The organism is Microbacterium sp. SLBN-146, from assembly GCF_006715145.1.
GTDB lineage: Bacteria > Actinomycetota > Actinomycetes > Actinomycetales > Microbacteriaceae > Microbacterium.
The window spans coordinates 1,379,910-1,401,024 of sequence record NZ_VFMR01000001.1; the positions used below are offsets into that span (position 1 = coordinate 1,379,910).

Genomic DNA, 21,115 nt, shown 5'->3' on the forward strand with positions numbered 1-21,115 from the left:
TGCGCCTCGAAAACGAGCAGTCCGGGTCTTCTCGGGAGGTGGGGCCGGCCTCCGCGTACCGCCGAGGCCGATCCCCGAGAAGACGCGAACTGTTGGCCCGGAGCCCGAAAGTGCGCAGTTCGGGTCTTCTCGGCGGAAGGGGGGCGGGCTGGGATCGGGTGAAGGACGGGCGACGGAGTCGGGCGACGGAGTATGGCGACGGAGTGTGGCGGCGTGTCGGGCGAGCGGGGCGCCCCGGAGCGGCTTACCTGAGTCGGTGAGAAGGATGCGGCGGAACGGATGGTGGGCTGCGGTGGTGGAGTCGGTCGACTCCCGACTGTGGCCCGTGCCGGTCGTGGCGGTGGTCGCCGCGGTGATCCTCGGCATCGCACTTCCGCGGATCGACCTCCTCATCGACGCGAGTCTGCCGACCGCCGTCGACTCGATCGTCTTCAACGGTGGCGCTGACACCGCGCGCTCGGTGCTCTCCTCGATCGCGGGGTCCCTCATCACCGCGACGTCGCTGACCTTCTCGCTGACCGTCGTCGCGCTGCAGCTTGCGAGCAGCCAGGCCTCACCGCGCGTCCTGCGCCTCTTCGCCCGCGACCGACAGGTGCACTGGACGCTCGCCGTCTTCCTCGGCACGTTCGCCTACTCGATCACCGTGCTCAGGTCGGTGCGATCGTCCACGGAGGACATTCCCGAGTTCATTCCGCGCGTCGCCGTGACGGTCGCGTTCGGTCTCACCCTCCTGAGCGTCATCATGCTCGTCTTCTTCCTCGCCCACCTCGCCGCTCAGCTGCGAGTCGAGACGATGCTGAAAGACATCCACGCCGAAACGGACAGATCTATCGACCGGCTGGGCGAGAGGAACGCGTCGGCGCCGGCCTTCACGGGTCCCGTCGATATCCCCGCTGACCGGCACATCGTCCGCGCCACGTCGAGCGGCTTCGTCACGGCACACGATCACCCGCGACTCATGCGCCTCGCGGTCGAGAACGCGATCGTGATCCAGGAACACAAGCGCGTCGGCGAGAACGTCGTCGCGGGGACCCCTCTGGCGCTCTGGTGGAGCATTGATCCGGCGCGGCCGGTCGACGATGTCGACAGCCTCGACGGAGGCATCCGCGACGCCTATGCCATCGGCTACGAACGCACGTCGGCCGAAGACATCGGGCACGGCGTTCAGCAGATCCTCGACATCGGACTCCGCGCCCTCTCGGCGGGCGTCAACGACCCGACGACGGCCGTGAATGCGTTGGGGCACCTCACCGCCGTGACAGCGCGGATGATCGCGATGCCACCTCTCCCGGCCGCGCTCGCCGACCGGGAAGGTCGCCTCTGCATCCTGACGCTCTCGCCGAGCGCGGCTGATCATGTCGATGCGGCGCTCTCGCCCCTGCGCCACTACTGCACCGACCACCCTGCTGTCGTGACGCGTTTCGTTCAGGCAGTCGACGAGCTCTTTCACCTCTCGGACGATCCGGGTGTGACGACAGCGCTGATGGGTCAGCTCGATGCGTTGGCGGACCAGCTGCGCGTCCGGGACGAGGATCCCGCCTCCACGAGCCAGCTCCTCGCCATGATCACGCGCGTACGGCATGACCGGGGAAGCGTGACCATCGACTAGTCGCGCCGTGTCATCCGCTGCCACAGGTCGCGGAGGAGCTGCACCGCCTTCGCGAACATCGTGTCGTCTCGCGGGGGAAGGTCTTCGCCGCGTCTCAGGAGGGCGCCGCGTTCTTCCGTGACCCGCGTCGAGCGCGCGACTCTCTCGCTCGCGGTCGTGTCCCGCGGGGGCAGCTGCAGGTGCTTCTCGGCGCGGATCCCGGCCTGGAGCTGTCGGCCGCGTTCCAGTTCGGCGTTGAACTCGGCGCCGAAGAGGAGCGCGAGGTTCACCAGGAAGAGCCAGAGCAAGAAGATCACGACGCCCGCGAGTGCGCCGAAGGTGCGGTTGTAGCTGGCGAAAGCTGAGACATAGAACGCGAATCCGGCGGATGCCACGCCGAGGAGCACGATCGCCAGGATGGCACCGAGGCCGAGCCACCGGAACCGGGGCTGCTGCAGGTTGGAGGTGCCCTTGTAGAGCACCGCCGTCATCGCGATGACAGCCGCTGCGAGGAGCGGCCACTTGGCGACGTCCCACACGAGGAGCGCCGTCTCGCCGATGTCGAACAGGTCTCCGATTCCCCGGGCGACGGGGCCGGAGAGCGCCACGACACCCACGACGATCGTCGCCAGCACGATGAGCAGGATCGTCAGCGCGAGCTGCGCAGGCTTTCGCTTCCAATAGGGTCGTCCCTCGGTGATGCCGTAGATGCGGTTGAGCGCGCGGCCGAACGCTCCGACGTAGAGCGACGCCGACCACACGGCCGTCGCGATGGCGACGATGAGAGTGAGCCCCGCCCCCGAGGCTCCCGCGATCTCGGTGAGCGGACCCCGGATCGTCTCGACCACGGGGGTGGGTGCCACCTGGTCGACGAGGGAGAGGAGTCGTTCGAGCACCCGCTCGCTGTCGCCGACGATGCCGACCACGGCGACGATAGCGAGGCCGGCGGGGAAGAAAGAGAGCACGGCGAAGAAGGTGAGACCGGCGGCGGCATCCGCGCAGTGGTCGGAGATGAACTCTTGTATCGTCCGGCGCACGACATAGGACCACGTCTGCGGCCGAATCTGCGTCGGACGAGTCGCCTTGGCCTCCTCCGTGGCATCCATCTCACCCCTCGCCCTCCGCGCGTCGCATCCCGCCCCTGTGCCCGAGCCACTCTGCCCGAGAAGACCCAAACTGCTGGCTTGAGCCGCGAAAGGCGACGGTTCGGGTCTTCTCGGCGTTCGTAGTCGACGTTATCTCGCGGGATCCGTTCGCGGTTCGTAATCCCCGGGGGCTGTCGACGCGAGGCGGGCTGGCTACCGTGGTGTCAGTTGGCCGATTCGGCCCTGACGAGGGGATACAAGATGCGCGCGCGATACACCGGGACTGCGGTGGTCCTCCTCGGGATGCTCGCACTGACAGCGTGCGCAGGGCCGATGACGGATGCCACGGCGGACGCCCCGAGCTCCTCGCCCAGCGCGAGCGCCTCCATGATGGAAGAGTCCGACGAGATGGCCGAAGCGACCCCCGAGATGCAAGCACCTGTCGCCGACGGTGCTTACGTCGACTACACCGACGGCATCATCGAGCAGACGGCGGGACCGAAGGCGCTGTTCTTCCACGCGTCATGGTGCCCCAACTGCCGGCAGCTCGACGAGGAACTCGTCGCCGAGGGTGCGCCCGACGGACTCACCGTCTTCAAGGTCGACTACGACTCGCGAACCGACCTGCGCCAGAAGTACGGCGTCACGCTGCAGACGACCGTCGTCTTCGTCGATGATGCCGGAGAAGCGATCTCGAGCAGCGTCCTCTACGACGATCCGTCGATCGCCTCGCTCGTCGCGGCGATCCCGTGACACTGTCTCGACCGCACAAGACCCCGGAGGGCTGAGCCGTGTGGGCGACGCTGGGCCTGAGTGTGGCTGCCGGCATCCTGACGGTCGCGGCGCCGTGCGTCCTGCCGCTTCTGCCGGTCGTCGTGGGTGGCACGATCGCCGGCGGAGGCGACGAGCGTCGCGCGCGCTGGCGGCCGTTCGTCATCGCGGGCTCTCTCGCGGTGAGCGTCGTGCTGTTCACCCTCCTCCTCAAAGCGTCCACCGCGTTGCTCGGCGTGCCGCCTCAGGTGTGGCAGGTCATCTCGGGCGGGATCCTCATCGTGCTCGGTGTCGACCTCGTCTTCCCGACGCTGTGGGACCGCCTGTCGTCGGCGCTTCGTCTGCAGTCCCGCAGCGGCGACATGCTCAATCGGTCGATGTCGCGGCAGAGCGTCGGGGGTGACATCCTCACCGGTGCCGCGCTGGGTCCCGTGTTCTCGAGCTGCAGTCCGACGTATGCGCTCATCATCGCCACGATCCTGCCGGTCTCGTTCGCCGAGGGTGTTCTGAACATCGTGGCCTATGCCCTCGGGCTGGCCGGGATGCTCCTCCTCATCGCCCTCCTCGGACGCAGGCTCGTCGCGTGGCTCGGCTGGATGTCGAACCCGAACGGCTGGTTCCGACGGGTGATCGGCGTCGTCTTCGTCCTCGTCGGGATCATGGTCGTCACGGGGTTCGACAAGCAGCTGCAGACCTGGATCCTCGACGCGGGCCTCTACGACCCGATCGCCCGGCTCGAGGAGATCCTCGGCGCGGGCTGATCCGCGATGGGCACCGTCAGTTCGAACCGGCAGCCTCCGGGAACGTTCTGCGCCGTGACCGAGCCCCCGTGCGCCACGGCGATCCCGCGGACGATCGCGAGCCCGAGGCCGGCGCCGCTCGAGCGCAGCGAGTCAGCCGCGGTCGCCGGGATCTGCGGAGTCCGCGCCGCCGCTCCCCGCCAGCCGGGATCGAAGATGCGGTCGAGATCCTCTTCGTGGATGCCCTCTCCGGCATCCACGATCGCGATGCATGCCCCGTCCGGCACGCGCGACGTCGCGACGGTGATCGGCGCTCCCTGGGGTGTGTGCTGCACGGCGTTGACGAGCAGGTTCGACACGGCGCGGGAAAGCTGCCGCGGGTCGGCGAGCACCGTGAGGTCGTCGTCTGCCGGGTCGATGCGGATCTCGCGCCCGTCCGAGACGGCTCGGAGATCCGCGACGGCGTCGGAGATGACGTCGTAGAGCGTGATCTCCTGCAGGGACAGTCGGAGAGCGCCCGAGTCGATCTTGGAGAGTTCGAAGAGGTCGTCCACCAGTGCGGACAAACGTGCGACCTGCTCGCGCATCTGTCGGTGATATCGGCTTGGATCGCTTGCGAGGTCGTCCTCCAGTGCCTCGGCCATCGACATGATCCCCGCGAGCGGCGTCCGCAGATCGTGCGCGATCCACGCGACGAGTTCGCGCCGGGACTCGTCCATGCGCTGCTCCCGATCGCGGGACTCCGCGAGCCTCGTGCTCGTCGCTAAGAGCTCTCTGGCAAGTGCGTCGAACTCGGCACTCGACTGACGTCCCACGGCGTCGAGCCGTTCCCCCGCACCGATGCGGCGCGCCGCGCGAGACAGGCTGCGGGTATTGCGTACGACGACGGCGCCGAGCCCTGCCACGAGAGCGAGCGAGGCGGTCCCTGATATCGCGGCGACGTTGACCGCGACGGTGAGGTCGTGGGCCGAGAGGTACATCATCCAGGATGCCGCGACCATGCTCAGCACGACCGAGAGGAGCGAGGCGAAGACCAGGACGCACACCTGGACGATCAGCGAGGAGCGCCGCAGTGCAAGGAGGACGAGAACGGATGCTCCGCCGACGGCCGCGGTGATCGCGAGCGACAGCCCCGCGACCTGCAGGAGTTCAGGCCAGCTCATCGGTGTCCTCGGAGATATCGAGGCGGTAGCCGACGCCCCACACGGTCATGAGCATGACGGGGTGGGACAGGTCGGGCTCGATCTTCTCGCGGAGGCGCCGGACATGCACGGTCACCGTCGACAGATCTCCGTGCGTCCACCCCCAGACGGCGGACAGCAGCTCTTCGCGGCTGAACGCCTGATTCGGATGCTTCACGAGGAACGCGAGGAGGTCGAACTCCCGGACGGTGAGTGCGAGCGCGCGCCCGTGGAGGTGCGCGATGCGGGCGGCGGAGTCGATGCGGAACGGGCCGCGCTCGACCGCGGATTCAGGTGCGAACGGCGTGAGCGATCTTCGCAGCACGGACTGCACCCGCAGGACCAGCTCTCGCGGCGAGAAGGGCTTGGTGAGGTAGTCGTCGGCGCCGGCTTCGAGACCGCGGATGCGGTCCTCCTCGCTTCCGAGCGCCGTCAACAGGATGATCGGCGTGGCGCTCGTCCGCCGGATGCGCCGCGACACCTCGACGCCGTCGATGCCGGGGAGCATGCGATCGAGGACGATCAGGTCGGGCGAGATGCGCACTGCCGCGTCGATCGCTGCGAATCCGTCCGCGGCGTGATCGACGACGAACCCCGCCGCGCGCAGATACTGCGCAGCCACCTCGGCGACCGTGACGTCGTCATCCACGACGAGGACCCGGCGATCGACCAGGTCGGCATTGGCGATCGCTCGTGCCGGTTCCGGGATCACGCACTCAGGGTACGCGCGGTGGACGCTCGCGGTCGCGACCTCGCGACATCCGTTCCGGTTTCGTAAGACCTTGTGCTCTGTTACCGGTATCACTACGGTGTGCAGGGAACGGGATGCCGGAGCGCCCCCCACCGCATCCGTTCGACCACCCAGCGCAAAGGAGTGCTTCGTGATGACTGTGCCCGCAGCAAGACGCGCAGGGCGGTGGACGACCTCGATCGCCATCGGTGTCCTCGCCAGCGCCCTCGCCCTCTCCGCCGTGACGGCAGCTTCGGCGGCCGATCCTGAGACGCGTCTGAAGGACACGGCGCCGTTCCGTGTCGGCGTCGCGATCGACCAGCGCGAGACGAGCGGTGACCCCGGACGCGTCGTGACAGAGCACTTCGACCAGGTCACGGCTGAGAACCACATGAAACCCGACGCGTGGTACGACGGGCAGCGGACGCTCCGCATCCATCCGCAAGCCGCCGCGATCGTGGACTTCGCGGACGAGCGGGGTCTCGACGTCTACGGCCACACGCTCGTGTGGCACAACCAGACGCCCGCGTGGTTCTTCCAGACGGCCTCGGGGCAGCCGCTGTCGACGAGCGACGCGGATCGTTCGATCCTCCGCGAGCGCATGCGCACGCACATCTTCGGCGTCGCACGACTGCTCTCCGAACGCGACGGACTCTTCGGTGCGGGCAACCCGCTCACGGCGTTCGATGTCGTGAACGAAGTCATCAGCGACGGGCCGGAGGCCGATGGCCTCCGTCGGAGCGAGTGGTACCGCGTCCTGGGCGAGGAGTTCATCGACCTCGCGTTCCGCTACGCGGACGAGGCATTCAACGAGACCTACGCGGCACCGGACACCGATCGCCCGGTCGTTCTCTTCATCAACGACTACAGCACCGAATGGGATGCCAAGCGCGCCCGGTATCTCGCGCTCGTGGATCGCCTTCTGGCGCGAGGGGTGCCCGTCGACGGCGTAGGACACCAGTTCCACGTCAGCATGTCGCTGAACGTCGCTGCCCTCGCCCGCGCGATCGACGCGTTCGCGGATCGACCCGTGACGCAGGCCGTCACGGAGTTCGACGTCCCCACCGGTACGCCCGTGACGACCGCCGCGCTCGACGCGCAGGGCGCGTACTACCGAGCGGCGTTCGAGGTGTTCCACGCGCGCAAGGACCACCTGTACTCCGTGAGCGTATGGGGCCTCAATGATTCGCGCAGCTGGCGTGCGGCCGACGGGGCACCCTTGATGTTCTTCGACGATCTGACAGCCAAACCCGCCCTCGTCGGAGCGCTCGCGGCGGCGCCCGCGCCCGCTGTCGCCGTCGCGGCCTCGTCTCGCTGCGTCGGCGGGCGGGTCGTCCTCGTCGTGACGTCGACGAACCTCGCAGACGCGGCGAAGACCTTGCAGACATCCTCGGCCTTCGGGGGCCGTGACTTCTCGGATGTCGCGAGCGGCCGAAGCGTCGCGCACGCTCTCTCGACGCGTGCTGTCTCCATCCCGGCGGGTGGCGTGACGGTGACTGCGGAAGGGGGAGCGACCGTATCGGCGCTCTACCCGGCTGTGACGTGCTCCGCTGCCGCGCCCCGCTGAACGGCCGTTCGACGTGTCGGACGGGACGATCTACAACGTAGGTGATAAATCGCTGCAAGGGGTTGCATCCACGTGACTGTTAACGGTAACACTTAAGAGATTCCGAGGTCATTCATATGACCTTCACGCGGAAACCACGATACGAAGGAGTATCACCGAATGCCCGAAACCTCGACCGCACCCGCGTCGCGCACAGTGAGATGGGTCGTCTTCGCAGCGGCCGCATCGCTGTGCCTCGGGGTCGTCGCACCGACGCCCGCGACGGCTGAGCCGATCGACGACGTGACCGAAGGTCTCGTTCATCACTTCCCGCTCGACGAGACCTCCGGAACCGTTCTGGCGAACACCGGATCGGCAGGTGCCGCGGCCAACGCGAGCATCGTCAACGCCGACAATGTCGAGCTGACCGGCGAGGGAGTGCGTTTCAACCCGGAGGAGTACGCCTACTCGCTCGCGGGCGGATACGCGCAGCTTCCGAACGACCTCACGGCCGGGATGACAAACGTCACGATCGACTACGACATCTGGATCGATCCCGCAAACGTCGGCGAGCACCAGATCTGGAGCCTCGGCAACAAGACGTCCTGCGACGCCACGACGGGTCAGCAGGGCCAGCTGTTCTCCTCGAACACGCAGCGCCTCCGTGTCGGGGCGGGCAACGTCAACGTCCAGCAGAACCGCGTGCGTCTGCCCGAGGGTGTCTGGAAGCACGTCACCTATACGCAGGCGCTGAACGAGAACGGCACGAGCTGGACGGGCACCCTCTTCGTCGACGGCGTGCAGCACGCCCAGGCGACGAACATCACGACGGCTCCGTCCGTCAATGCCGCCGGAACGAACTGCAACTACCTCGCGCGGTCGCAGAACCCCGGCAACTACGCCTTCCGTGGCACGCTGTCCGACTTCCGCGTCTATGACCGGGCGCTCAGCACGGGCGAGATCACGCAGCGCGCGCACACGGGCAACGAGACGGGTGTGCAGGAGGATGCCGCGGCGATCGACCTCGGACTCACGTCGGCGGTTGTGGAGAACCTCGAGCTGCCCAAGACGGGCTCCGTCGCGGGATCGACGATCACGTGGTCGACGTCCGACCCGTCGGTCATCGACGTCGTGACGCCGCCCGCGGCCAACAGTGCGCGCAAGGTCCCGATCCGCGGTGTCATCACGAGGCCCGCGCTCGGCCAGCCCGACGCGACCGCCGTCCTGACGGCCACGCTCCGCAAGGGCTCCGATTCGCAGACCGTGCGGGAGATCCCCATCACGGTGAAGGCCGAGATGGGCACGACGGAGTCCGTCGCCCGCGACACGCTCGAGCTCGAGCTGCACTCCATCGACAGCATCCGGGGCAACATCGACCTTCCTTCGACGGGAACCTGGGGCTCCACGATCACGTGGGAGTCGACCACCGAGGCCATCTCTGCCACGGGTGAGGTCACGCGGCCGTCCTACGGTCACGAGGAGATCTCGGCGACGCTCACGGCGACGATCACGAAGGACGGGGAGTCGCTCACGAAGTCGTTCGACGTCGTCGTCGAGCCGCTTCCTCGCGAGGAAGAGATGGAGCGATACTTCCTCGGCTACTTCAAGGGAGAGGGGCAGGCGGACGGCGAGCAGATCATGTTCGCGACCTCCAACGGCAACACGGCCCTCGACTGGACAGGCCTCACGGGCGGAATGCCGTCGCTCGTCTCGCAGCTCGGCGACCAGGGTCTGCGCGACCCGCACATCGTCCGCTCGCCCGACGGTGACACGTTCTACATGATCGCGACCGACCTCAACTGGTACGACCAGGGCGGATACGCCATCAACGACACCCAGTACATCGAGGTGTTCGAGTCGAACGACCTCGTGAACTGGACGCCGCAACGCCACGTCAAGGTGGCTCCCGACAACGCCGGCAACGCGTTCGCTCCCGAGTCGCTGTGGGTCGACGAGATCGGCGCCTACGCCGTCTTCTGGGCGCAGTCGCTGTGGAACGACCCGATCAACCGCACGGGTCAGGGCAACGCGCAGATGTGGTACAACATCACGCGCGATTTCCAGACCTTCTCGGAGCCGAAGGTCTGGCAGAACCCCGCGCCGCTGTCGCGCATCGACACCACGGCGATCAAGGTCGGCGACACGTACTACCGCGTCACCAAGAACGAGGCGGGCAACGCGGGGTCGGACCTCTTCTCTGAGAAGAACACCGACTTCCTCGACAGCGACATCAACGCGTGGGAGCTCATCGCTCCGGCGCTCGGACGCACGACGTGGCAGGCGAACGCCGGCTACGAGGGTCCCGTCATCTTCGAGGCCAACCCGGGTGACACCGCATGCCCCGGTCAGTTCTACCTGTGGGGCGACCGCTACACCAACGGCGGCGGGTACCAGGCGGCGTGCGAGGCGAACATCGAGGCCCCGACGTGGCAGCCCAAGGCGATCACGATGACCAACGCGGGCGTCCAGCGCCCCCGCCACGGCACCGTGATCCCGCTGACGCTGCGCGAGTGGAACAACATCCGCGGCATCCCGAACAGCGACGTCGACACCACGACCGAGGTCTCGGTCGACGACGTCACCGTGGGCGAAGCCGCGGTTGCCACGGCATCCGTGACGGCTGCCGACACGTTCGAGACCGGCGGTCAGGTGCGCTTCTCGCTCGGCGAGTGGTCGCAGACCGCGTACCTCGAGAACGGTGAGGCGTCGGTGACGCTGCCGGCCGACCTCGAGGTCGGGGCGCAGGAGATCACGGCCGAGTTCCTGGGCCACGACATCCTGCTCGCGTCGGATGCCACGGCATCCTTCGAGGTCGCTCCGAGCGTGGCCGCATCGGTCACGGTGACGAGCCGCTGCATCGCAGGCAAGGTGCTCCTCACGGTCGTGACGAAAAACGACGACGCGCGCCCGCTGACCGCCACGATCGAGACCGCCTTCGGAAAGCGCGAGAGCGTGTCGATCGCCGCCGGGAAGAGCGCCGCGCACGCGTTCACGACCCGGATGTCGTCGGTCCCCGCGGGGTCGGTGACGGTATCGGTCACGGCTGCCGGGGACTCCGGCACCGATGACGCCGTGTACGTGACGGAGCATCGCCCTCTGTCCTGCACGTCCTGAGGAGACGGGGCGCGGGAGTTTCCCCCCTCCCGCGCCCCGTCCTCCGTCCCCTCATGACACCCGAACAAGACCGGAGGCGCCTTACCGAGAGTTAGCGCTCACATAACGATGTGAGCCCACGTCCCACCCCATGAGAAACAGCGCTCCGACGACGGAGCAGAAAAGACGGCGAGGGAGCCGAAACATGATGGAACAGACACCGGTCACAGCGCGACCGCAGTCGGGAGGGCGACGCTTCCGGCGACGCGCCCTGGCAGCTCTCACGGCGGGGGCGGTGGTGGGGGCGATGCTCCTGCCCGCCGCGCAATCCGCCGTCGCGGCGGAGGACTGGAATCCCGACTCCGGGTACACCTCCACCGACAACGGCGACGGCACGTATCGCGTACCGCTCATGAACGCCGACGTCCCCGATGTCTCGGTCGAGCGGATCCCCGCGTCCGAGAACGACGAGGGCCGCGACCTCTATTACATGATCAGCACGACGATGCACCTGAGCCCCGGTGCCCCCATCATGAAGTCCTACGACCTCGTGAACTGGGAGATCGTCAACTACGTCTTCAACCGCGCCGACATCAGCGACTCGTTTTCGCTGCGCAACGGCCAGACCTCTTACGGTCAGGGTCAGTGGGCGTCGTCGATCCGCTATCACGACGGCCTCTGGTACGTCGCGTTCAACACGAACAACCTCGGGGGCTCCTACCTCTACACGACCGACGACATCGACGACGGCACGTGGGATCGCATCAAGCTCCCCGGCACGTACCACGACCCGTCGCTCTTCTTCGATCTCGACGGCACGCCCTACATCTTCTACGGCTCGGGTTCGACGAGCGCGGTGCGCCTGAGCGCCGACTTCACGACGGTCCTCCAGACCTACAACCAGATCATCCGCCCGGCCGACTACCCCGGTGCTCCCGTCGGCGGCCTCTTCGAGGGCGCGCAGGTCACCTACATCGACGGCAAGTACTACATCGTGATCATCACGTGGCCGTCGGGACAGGGCCGCCAGGTCGTGCTGTTCCGTTCGGACCACCTGCTCGGACGCTATGCGACCGAAGACGGATCGAACCCCTACGAGGCGAAGGGCGTTCTCAACTCCAACGGCTTCGCCCAGGGCAGCCTTGTTCCGATCGAGCAGGAGGACGGCGAGCTCAACTACTGGGGCATGTTCTTCCGCGACACGTTCCCGATCGGCCGCATCCCTGCCCTCATCCCCGCGACGTGGGGCGAAGACGGATGGCCGGTGTTCGGCAACAACGGCAGCGTGCCCCTCAACGGCTCGTTCGCCAAGCCGATCCAGCTGAGTCCTGAGGAGGAACTCCTCGAGCGTCAGAAGAGCATCGTCGTCTCGGACGACTTCGCCAACGACGCGCCCCACCGGTCCTACATGGACGAGATCTGGGAGATCCCGGCCGGACCCGACATCGACGAGTCCCTGCTGGGCGTCGAGCTCATCGAGAACGGCGGCTTCGAGAACGGCACCGCGGGCTGGATCGTGAACGACACGGCGACGCTCGCAACGACGACGGATGCCGCAACGGGCACCGCTGCGGCGCAGGTCACGGCGCGGCAGACGACAGGCTCCGGTCCGGCTCAGGTCGTTTCGGGCAAGGTGCAGCACAACGTCACGTACGACATCACGGCGCGCGTCAAGTACGAGAACCCTGCGAGCCCCGCGACGAAGCAGTTCTTCGTGACCGCGCGCTACGGCTCGAGCACCTTCACCAACCTGGCGTCGGTGACGGCGCAGCGCGGCCAGTGGGCGACCATCACGGGATCCTTCACGGTGCCGGCGTCGCAGAACCTCGACACGATGCGCATCTTCGTCGAGACCCCGTGGACCGCGTCGCCCCAGACAGCCCCTGACACGCACCTCATGGACTTCAAGGTCGATGACGTGTCGCTCAAGGGCCGTTCGATCCCCGCGGGGCCGCACCCCGATGAGATCGCACCGACCGACTCGCGCCTGGACATCCAGTGGGAGTGGAACCACGCTCCCGACAACCGCTACTGGTCGCTGACCGACCGCGACGGTTGGCTGCGACTGACCAACGGCACGACGGTCACCGGTGAGTTCCGCCACTACAAGCTCGCGAACGACGACGAGCTCACGTGGCTGGAAGAGACGCGCAACACGCTGTCGCAGCGCACGTTCGGCCCGAGCCAGTCGGCCGAGACGAAGCTCGACATCAGCGGCATGAAGAACGGGGATGTCGCGGGTCTCGCGGCCTACAACCGGAACTTCTCCTACGTCGCCGTCAAGCGTGTCAACGGGGTCAACACGGTCGGTGTCGTCAACCGCTCGCTGCCCTTCACGGCAGCGATCGATCAGGCGGCGATCGAGACGTTCATCCCCGGGACGACGGCCAACCTCGGCACCGCGACCGAAGTCCACCTCAAGGCGGACCTCGACTTCGCGAACCCGACGGGTCAGCTGTGGACGACGTTCTACTACAGCCTCGACGGCCTCACGTGGAACCAGCTCGGCAACCGCGTCGGTCCGCAGGCGCTCGATGGGGCGCTGTCGCACTTCATGGGCCACCGCGTGGGTCTGTTCACGTATGCGACGCAGGAGACGGGCGGTCACGTCGACTTCGACCACTACCTGCTGAGCAAGGTGCGGACGGCCCAGAACCTGCCGCTCGACACGTCTGACCTCGACGCCGCCATCGCGCACGCGCAGGGCCTCGACGCGTCGGACTACCCGGCCGAGAGCTGGACGGCGATGCAGAAGGAACTCACGAAGGCCGTCTCGGCCCGCGCGGGTCAGTTCGGGTCGCAGAACCAGGTCGACGCTCCCGAACGTGCGCTCAGCCTCGAACTGGCACGACTGGGAGTCGCGAAGCTCGACGAACCCTCGCTCGCCGTCACGATGTCGACCACCACGCGTTGCGTGGCCGGCAAGGTCGTGCTCGCGGTCCAGGTGAAGAACGAGGACGAGGTCCCCGTCAGCGTCGAGATCGAGACCGACTTCGGAAAGAAGACCGTGGCTGTGGCAGCCGGCAAGGCGTCCGCGCACGCGTTCACGACGCGCGCCGTGTCCGTCCCTGCCGGTGACGTCACCGCCACGGTGTCGGCGACCGTCGACGGAGAACCCGTCACGGTGAACGTCGAAAGCCCCTACGAGCCGCGCAGCTGCAGCTGATGCGGACCGCCGGGAGCGCCCGATGACGGCGCTCCCGGCGCCCCGAGTGCCCATCCCCATCACTCACACCCCATAAGAAGGAGAGAACGTGCAACCACACGAAAAGCGACGGACCCGAATCCGGGCCGTCGCGATGGCAGCAGCAGGCGTGCTGCTCGCGGCGGGAATCGCCGTCACAGCACCGGCGAACGCAGCCGACGAAGAGCTCATCGTCAACGGTGGCTTCGAGAGCGGCGTGCAGCCGTGGTTCCCGAACAACGGCAACGCCACTGACGGCGCGACGTTGAACGTCACCACCGACGCCTACTCCGGCAGCTCGGCGATCCGGGTCACGGGCCGCACGACGACCGGTTCCGGTCCGATGCAGGACCTGTCGGGCAAGGTGCAGGCAGGGCAGACCTACACGGTCAAGGCCCGCGTCAAGTACGACAACCCGGAGAGCCCTGCGACGAAGCAGTTCTTCATCACGATGCACTACGGCGGCGGGACATACACGAACCTCGCCAGCACGACCCCGGCGCGCGGCGCATGGGGCTCGATCAACGCGACGTTCACCATCCCGGCCAGCCAGAACGTCACGACGGCCCGCATCTTCGTCGAGACGCCCTGGACCGCGTCGCCCCAGGATGCCCCGAACACCCACCTCATGGACTTCGTCGTCGATGACGTCTCGGTGATCGGAACGCCTCCGCCCCCGCCGCCCTCGAAGACCGTCGAGGTCGTCGGCAAGCTCCCCGGTGAGCACAACCCGCTCATGGGGCACAAGTTCGGAGCCGACGGCTACGGATTCGTGCACGAGGGTCGCGTGTACATGTACATGACGAACGACACGCAGGGATACGCCCCGGACCCCGTCACGGGCATCTCGCCGTCGATCAACTACGGCAACATCAACCAGATCACGCTGATCTCGTCGACCGACCTCGTCAACTGGGTCGATCACGGTGAGGTCCAGGTCGCAGGATCGACCGGCGTCGCGCCGTTCACGAACAACTCGTGGGCGCCCGGCATGGCGAGCAAGGTCGTCAACGGTCAGGAGAAGTTCTTCCTGTACTACGCCAACGGTGGTGGATCGAGCAACGTGATCACCGGTGACTCGCCCATCGGTCCGTGGACGAGCCAGCGTACGAGCACGCTCATCAACGGCAGCACCCCCGGTGCCGCCGGTGTCAGCTGGCTCTTCGACCCGGCTCCGCTCGTGGACGATGACGGAAAGGCGTACCTCTACTTCGGTGGTGGCCCCGCCTCGACGAGCTTCCCCGCTGCCGAGCGCTTCAACAACCCGAAGAACATCCGCGTGATCGAGCTCGGCGACGACATGGTGTCGACGCAGGGCACGGCGGCAGTCGTCGACGCGCCCGTCGCGTTCGAGGCGGCGCAGGTGTTCAAGCGCGGCGAGAAGTACTACCTGTCCTACTCGTCGCACTTCGGCGGAAACGACTTCGGCGGCAGCCAGACGCCGGCTCCGGGCTACCCCGGTGGCGGTCAGATCGGCTACATGATGTCGGATGACCCGATGTCGTGGCCGAAGGAGACCTACGCCGGTGTCATGTTCCCGAACCAGTCGCAGTTCTTCGGAACCGGGACCGGCGGCAACAACCACCAGTCGGTGTTCGAGTACGAGGGCAAGTACTACTTCACGTACCACGCCCCCACGCTCAACAAGCGGATCAACGGCAACACGACGCAGGGTTACCGCAGCGCCCACATCCAGGAGCTCACGTTCAAGGAAGACGGCACGGTCAACCAGGTGGTCGGCACGTACGCCGGAGTCGACCAGGTTCGCGACTTCGACCCGTTCCGCACGTTCGAGGCGGAGACGCTCGGATGGACGAAGGGCATCGCGACGGCGAAGATCGACGGCGCATCGACCGAGTTCGGTGCAGGCACGCCGAACCTCGTCGTGAAGGACATCGACAACGGTGACTGGACCGGTCTGTCGTCGGTCGCCTTCGGCGACAACGGCGCCCAGTCGGTGACCGTCAAGGTGAAGCCGCTGCAGACCGGCGGCCAGATCCAGGTGCGCGCGGGAAGCGAAGACGGTCAGGTTCTCGGCACCATTCCGGTGACCGGTACCGTCGGCCAGTGGACCGAGCTGACGGCCGACCTCGAAGGTGCAACGGGGACGCACGACGTCTTCTTCACCTACAGCGGCCCGGCCGGCGATCTGTTCGAGCTCGACACGTGGGCCTTCACGGAGGCGTCCGCTGCACCGCAGCTCGACGTCACCGCGTCGGCGTCGCTCCGCTGTGTCGCAGGCAAGGCGATCGTCGCCGTCACGGTTACTAACAACGACGAGGCCGCGGCTGCGGTCGAGATCTCGTCGATGTACGGGTCCAAGACGGTCGCATCCGTCGCACCGGGCAAGGCCTCGAGCCACGCGTTCACGACGCGTCTCGCGAACCTGCCGGCGGGGGAGATCTCGGTCTCCGCTTCCGCGACGGTCGGCGGCGAGCTGGTCGGGTCCGACGTAACCGCGTCGTACCCGGCGCGTAGCTGCGGCTGAGCAGTTCCCCCGGGGGCGGGATTCGTCCCGCCCCCGGGATTCCTCTCCGGAATCTTGTGAGCACTGCGTGTTCGCGGTAACATGAACGCGCGTCGCCTGACCACAAATCCCGGGCCAGACACAATGCGACGACCGGACTGTCCGGTGGTCTTGCGTTCCGATCGACGTAGGTGTCGATCGGAGAAAAGGAGTCATACAATGAAGTTTTCCCAGGGGCTGTCAGCCCGTATCGCCGTCGCCGCGGCGGGGAGCCTCGTGCTCGCGGGCGCAGCTGGAGCAGCGTTCGCCGCAGACCCGTACGGTGACGAGAACGTCGACGTCAACGTCGAGATCTCGCCGCTCGTCGAGCCCGGCTCGCTGAGCCTCACGGTCGCGGGCACGTCGTCGACGCTGACGGAGGTCGCTTCGGGCGATGCCGAACTCCGACAGTTCGACGGCGAACTGCCTGTCGTGACCGTCACCGACACGCGTACCGCCGATGAGATCGGCGCGGACCGCTTCTGGTACGTCCTCGGCCAGTCGACCGACTTCGTCGGCTCGAACGGTCAGCCCAACATCTCCGCGGGCAACCTCGGATGGACGCCGGACCTCGTCGACGACGCCGGCGACGGTCTTGTCATCCTGGGAGACCAGGTCGACACCGTCGAGGACACCGGTCCGAACGCGGTCGGACTGGTCGACCAGGAGTTCCTGTACTCGGCGTTCGACTCGGCGGCGCTCGTCGAGGCCGGCGGTACGTCGTGGTCGGCGACGGCCGGACTGTTCCTCAAGACGGGCATCGATGTCGCCCCCGGTTCGTACCAGTCGACCCTGACCCTCTCGCTCTTCGAGGACGTCTACGAAGACTGACCGGTAGCCTTCTCCTCGCGGGAAGACACCCTCTGAGAACCGGGGTCCTCACAGACCCCGGTTCTCGGCATCCGGCCTCGATTCGAAACTGGTGATGCGAGCATGCACAAGAGCGCCTCTCGATCGGCACACATCGTCGCGTGGGCGACCATGGGGTTGCTGGCGTTGCTCTCGGTGTTCCCTGCGAATGCGGCGACGGCAGACGACGCCGCCGACATCACCTGGTCGGTCACTCCGGCGACGGAGGCCGGTCCCGACCAGCGAGGCGTCATCCAGCAGGAACTCGATCCCGGTGCGACGGCAAACGACTACTTCGCCGTCCGCAACCTCAGCCGCATCGAGGTCACCTTCAGCCTCAGCGCGGCCGACGGGTACTACACCGACACCGGCCGGTTCAACATGCTCCCCTCCGACCAGGAGTCGGTGGATGCCGGCACCTGGATCGAGCTTCCCGACACCGTGACGGTCGGACCCAACGAGACCGTCGTCGTGCCGTTCACGATGACGGTTCCCGACGACGCGATCCCCGGCGATCACGCGGCCGGGATCGCGGCATCCGTCCTCTCCACCGGGACAGATGCGGGCGGGTCGTCCGTCGGCGTCGAGAGCCGTGTCGGTTTCCGGGTCCTGACCCGGGTGACGGGCGACATCGTGCCGGCCGTCGAGGTCGCCCAGGTCGAGACATCGTACGCGACATCGTGGAACCCGTTCCGGCCCGGTGCGGGGTCGGTGACCTACGAAGTGCGCAACACCGGCAACGCGAGCGTCATCGTGGCCGGCGTCGTGAGCGCAGGAACCGGTTCCGCCGAGTTCCCGGGGGCCGACGAGCCGCGGCAAGAGCTTCTCCCCGGCGAGAGTCGCCGGTTCACCACTGTCGTGACCGACGTGTGGCCGACGTTCATCGCTCCCGTGTCGGTCGCGCTGGCGCCGACGGCATACGACTTCGGTGGCGATCCCGTCGCCATCGATCCCCTCGTCGCCGATGCGACGATGTGGGCCATCCCGATCCCGCAGCTGATCGTGCTGCTCGGTATCGGACTCATCCTGGCGGCGATGTTCTGGGGCCGCCGACGCTCACGCCGCAAGCTCGAGGCGGCACTCGCGGTGGCACGCGAAGAAGGAATGGCGGCGGCAATGCAGACGCCTGCCACAAGCTCCATGGTTCTGGGGAACCATCCGACTGAAGAAAGCAAGGACAGTTCATGAGTTTCCCCATTTCGCTCCGTCCGGGTGACGTCGACGGTGACGCCGTCGTCGTCGACGTCGACATCACGCCGATGCCGACGCCGACGCTCTCCCCGACGCCCAGTCCGTCGCCGACGAGCGGTGGAACTCCCGATTGGCTCGCCGTGACCGGCATGGAGCCAGGGTGGATGCTGCTGGCGGCCGCGGCCGTCCTGATCGCGGTGGGTGTCGTCTTCACGCTGCGTCACCGGCTCCGCACGCGCGGCCGCGCCGACGACTGACACCTCGCCGTTCACTTGTCGTGAATGGCGGGGTGGGATGCCGCGAAGTCGCCCTTTGCGACAAGTGAGCCGGCTGGCGGGTAGGCGTCGCGGTCCCGTTCACTTGTCGTGGATGGTGGGGTGGGATGCGGTGGGGTCGCCGTTCGGGACAGGTGAAGTGGGGTGTGGATAGTTTCGGGTGGGTGTCGGTGGGGGTCGCTAACCTTGGAACATGCATTCGAAGCGGCTGGTGGTCTTCACCGACGGTGACGCGGCGATCCTCGCCGACGTTGTTGCCGAGGTGCAGAAGACGCAGGCGGTTATCGCCGCCGCGCAGGCCGTGCAAACCCGGGCGCTCGCCCGGGCCGGGGACCTTGCTCGCACCCAGGCGGTACGCAGCCGCCGGAACGTGCGTGATCACGACATGGCGTTACGGGGGATCGCCGCTGAAGTCGCCGGGGTGATGAGACTCGCGGACCGGTCGGTGCAACGTCAGATCGGGGATGCGCTGAACCTCGTCGAGGAGTACCCGCAGACGGTGGACGCGTGGGAGGCCGGGGAGATCACCCGCGGGCACGTGCGAGTGATCGTGGAGGCGGGAGCACCGTTGCCGCCGGAGGCGCGTGCCGGGTTCGAACACGAGGCGCTGCGACGGTGCGAGGGGCAGACCCCCGGCCGGGTGCAAGGCGAACTGCGGTTGCTGGCTGAACGGCTGCACCCTCGCACGCTGGCCGAGCGGCACGTCGAGGCGTGCGAGACGCGTTCGGTGCGTGTGATCCCGGTCGGGGATGGGATGTCCGACCTGTGCGCGACGGTCCCGTCACTGTTGGCGGATGCGATCTATGACCGGCTCACCCAACAAGCGCGGAGCATTGTGGATGTGCGGGGACAGGCTGCCGCCGACGCGCGCGCTGCGAATCAGGCGCCCGGTGGCGGCGGAACGGACGGTGGGGAGGACTCCGAAGCAGTGTCGCGGCTTGAGGTGATCGGATCGGACACGCGCACGATGGACCAGTTGCGGGCGGATCTGCTCACCGACATGCTCCTCACCACCCAACCCGGCGCTGACCCCACCCGCACCGACGACGGACCCGGAGCTTTGGGTGCGATCCGCGCGAAGGTGCAGGTCGTCGTGCCGGTCCTCACCCTCCTCGGTCGTGATGACGCGGCGGCGGATCTCGTCGGGCACGCCCCCATCGACCCCGCCACCGCCCGGGAACTGGCCGGCGCGACCCGGTCACCCCTGGAGCGGATCCTCACCCACCCCGTGACGGGGGCGGTGCTGCACGTCGACACGTATCAGCGGACCGCGGCGATCGACCGGTACCTGCGGGCCCGGGATCAGCACTGCCGATTCCCCGGATGCCGGCTCCCCGCCATCCGATGCGAGGTGGATCACACGATAGACGCCGCCCACGGAGGTCCCACGCGGGTCGAGAACCTCGCGCACCTGTGTCAACGACACCACAGCATGAAGCAGTTCACCGCCTGGAGGGTGACACAACTCCCCGGCGGGGTGCTCCAGTGGACCTCACCCCTCGGCAGGGACACCCTCGACCACCCACCCTCACTCGGCGTCCACTTCCGCCCCACCGGCGACTCCGGCGACACCGACGACCCACCCGACGCCGAAGGCCAACCCGACACCGACGACTCACCGCCGACGGCGTCAGGCCATACTCGAGCGCCGTTCTGACGCAGCACCGTTCTGACACAGCACCGTTCTGACACAGCACCGTTCTGACACAGCACCGCTCCGACACAGCACCGCTCCGACACAGCACGTTCTGACGTGCGTTGTCGAGGGCTTCGCGCGTCGCGCCGCCACCGGGGACTGCTCGCGCTTTCGGGAATCTCCCAGCACCGCTGCTCTCGGACAGGCGCATCCTGGAAGAGTGACCGTGACGAACCCGGCGAGCGAATACGAGGCTCTCGTGCATATCGTCGAGCGGATCGCCTGGCGTTTCCCCGAGGTTCCCGAGAGTCAGCTGTTCGACATGGTCGCCGAGGAACTCGTCAGGTTCGACCGTGCACGGCTTCGCGCCTACGTTCCCGCGATCGTCGAGGGGAACGTCCTGCGTGCGCTCCGTGCGAGAGAGGCGACTGCGCTCGCGAGCTGAGTCCGCTCAGCGCTTGCCTTTCAGGCGGGCCTTGGCTTCCTTCTCGATCAGCACCGGCACGAAGTCGCGGACCTTCGCGGACTCGAACGAGGCGCGCGCGTGCTCGATCGCCGCTCCGATCTCCGCGTCGCTCGCATCGGGGAATCGCTCGCGGAGACGCCCGTGGATCTCCGCGATCGCTTTGCCCTCGTCGACCGGCTTGTCTTCGCGCACTGTCGTCTCTCCTCGACCGCGGAGCAGGAACCTCCGCTTCGGGCAGACTCTACTCGCCTCGGGTGGAGGAGAGCACCCATCG

Annotated in this window: 16 protein-coding genes; 12 read left to right on the forward strand and 4 right to left on the reverse strand. The window is 67.4% G+C overall.

What is annotated here, in order from left to right:
* Window positions 1–265: 265 nt before the first annotated feature.
* Window positions 266–1,609 carry a DUF2254 domain-containing protein gene (locus FBY39_RS05895; RefSeq protein WP_260838055.1) on the forward strand — a complete coding sequence of 448 codons (1,344 nt, stop codon included), beginning with the start codon at window positions 266–268 and terminating at the stop codon, window positions 1,607–1,609.
* Here FBY39_RS05895 and FBY39_RS05900 read toward each other — a convergent pair.
* Window positions 1,606–2,694 (reverse strand): YihY/virulence factor BrkB family protein, encoded by a 1,089-nt coding sequence (locus tag FBY39_RS05900; RefSeq protein WP_141931005.1) that lies wholly within the window; start codon window positions 2,692–2,694, stop codon window positions 1,606–1,608. The genes FBY39_RS05895 and FBY39_RS05900 overlap by 4 nt on opposite strands.
* A gap of 207 nt (window positions 2,695–2,901) precedes the next feature.
* Between FBY39_RS05900 and FBY39_RS05905 the strand changes: the two genes are divergently transcribed.
* Together FBY39_RS05905 and FBY39_RS05910 are read left to right on the forward strand one after the other, a co-directional pair.
* Entirely contained in the window at window positions 2,902–3,426 is a 525-nt protein-coding gene (locus tag FBY39_RS05905) for a thioredoxin family protein (protein ID WP_141931007.1), read from the forward strand.
* 38 nt (window positions 3,427–3,464) lie between these two features.
* Entirely contained in the window at window positions 3,465–4,205 is a 741-nt protein-coding gene (locus tag FBY39_RS05910; protein WP_141931009.1) for a cytochrome c biogenesis CcdA family protein, read from the forward strand.
* Here FBY39_RS05910 and FBY39_RS05915 read toward each other — a convergent pair.
* Both FBY39_RS05915 and FBY39_RS05920 read right to left on the reverse strand, forming a co-directional pair.
* A complete protein-coding gene (locus tag FBY39_RS05915; RefSeq protein ID WP_141931011.1) occupies window positions 4,160–5,347 on the reverse strand; it encodes a sensor histidine kinase KdpD in 1,188 nt (395 codons plus the stop codon). The two genes, FBY39_RS05910 and FBY39_RS05915, sit on opposite strands and share 46 nt — an antisense overlap.
* The gene (locus tag FBY39_RS05920) at window positions 5,334–6,074 is read right to left on the reverse strand and encodes a response regulator transcription factor (RefSeq protein WP_260838056.1); all 741 of its coding nucleotides are present in this window, start codon (window positions 6,072–6,074) and stop codon (window positions 5,334–5,336) included. The genes FBY39_RS05915 and FBY39_RS05920 overlap by 14 nt, the downstream gene beginning before the upstream one ends.
* Window positions 6,075–6,249: 175 nt before the next feature.
* Between FBY39_RS05920 and FBY39_RS05925 the strand changes: the two genes are divergently transcribed.
* The 9 genes from FBY39_RS05925 (at window position 6,250) to FBY39_RS05965 (ending at window position 20,820) form a co-directional block, all read left to right on the forward strand.
* Window positions 6,250–7,662 (forward strand): endo-1,4-beta-xylanase, encoded by a 1,413-nt coding sequence (locus tag FBY39_RS05925; RefSeq protein WP_260838057.1) that lies wholly within the window; start codon window positions 6,250–6,252, stop codon window positions 7,660–7,662.
* A gap of 159 nt (window positions 7,663–7,821) precedes the next feature.
* Entirely contained in the window at window positions 7,822–10,755 is a 2,934-nt protein-coding gene (locus tag FBY39_RS05930; RefSeq protein WP_141931016.1) for an immunoglobulin-like domain-containing protein, read from the forward strand.
* Between the two features lie 184 nt (window positions 10,756–10,939).
* Window positions 10,940–13,900 carry a family 43 glycosylhydrolase gene (locus FBY39_RS05935; protein ID WP_222115663.1) on the forward strand — a complete coding sequence of 987 codons (2,961 nt, stop codon included), beginning with the start codon at window positions 10,940–10,942 and terminating at the stop codon, window positions 13,898–13,900.
* Window positions 13,901–13,988: 88 nt separating this feature from the next.
* Complete coding sequence (locus FBY39_RS05940; protein WP_141931018.1) at window positions 13,989–16,406, forward strand: family 43 glycosylhydrolase; 2,418 nt, start codon at window positions 13,989–13,991, stop codon at window positions 16,404–16,406.
* Window positions 16,407–16,604: 198 nt separating this feature from the next.
* Window positions 16,605–17,255, forward strand: coding sequence for a hypothetical protein (locus FBY39_RS05945; protein ID WP_141931020.1), 651 nt, complete (start codon window positions 16,605–16,607; stop codon window positions 17,253–17,255).
* 102 nt (window positions 17,256–17,357) lie between these two features.
* Window positions 17,358–18,461: a WxL protein peptidoglycan domain-containing protein gene (locus tag FBY39_RS05950; RefSeq protein WP_141931022.1), complete on the forward strand. Its 1,104-nt coding sequence runs from the start codon at window positions 17,358–17,360 to the stop codon at window positions 18,459–18,461.
* Complete coding sequence (locus tag FBY39_RS05955; RefSeq protein WP_141931024.1) at window positions 18,458–18,721, forward strand: hypothetical protein; 264 nt, start codon at window positions 18,458–18,460, stop codon at window positions 18,719–18,721. The genes FBY39_RS05950 and FBY39_RS05955 overlap by 4 nt, the downstream gene beginning before the upstream one ends.
* Window positions 18,722–18,932: 211 nt before the next feature.
* Complete coding sequence (locus FBY39_RS05960) at window positions 18,933–20,396, forward strand: HNH endonuclease signature motif containing protein (protein ID WP_141931026.1); 1,464 nt, start codon at window positions 18,933–18,935, stop codon at window positions 20,394–20,396.
* A 199-nt stretch (window positions 20,397–20,595) separates the two neighbouring features.
* Window positions 20,596–20,820 carry a three-helix bundle dimerization domain-containing protein gene (locus FBY39_RS05965; protein ID WP_141931028.1) on the forward strand — a complete coding sequence of 75 codons (225 nt, stop codon included), beginning with the start codon at window positions 20,596–20,598 and terminating at the stop codon, window positions 20,818–20,820.
* A 6-nt stretch (window positions 20,821–20,826) separates the two neighbouring features.
* Here the strand turns inward: FBY39_RS05965 and FBY39_RS05970 are convergent, their stop codons facing one another.
* A complete protein-coding gene (locus FBY39_RS05970; protein ID WP_141931030.1) occupies window positions 20,827–21,033 on the reverse strand; it encodes a three-helix bundle dimerization domain-containing protein in 207 nt (68 codons plus the stop codon).
* Window positions 21,034–21,115: the final 82 nt, after the last annotated feature.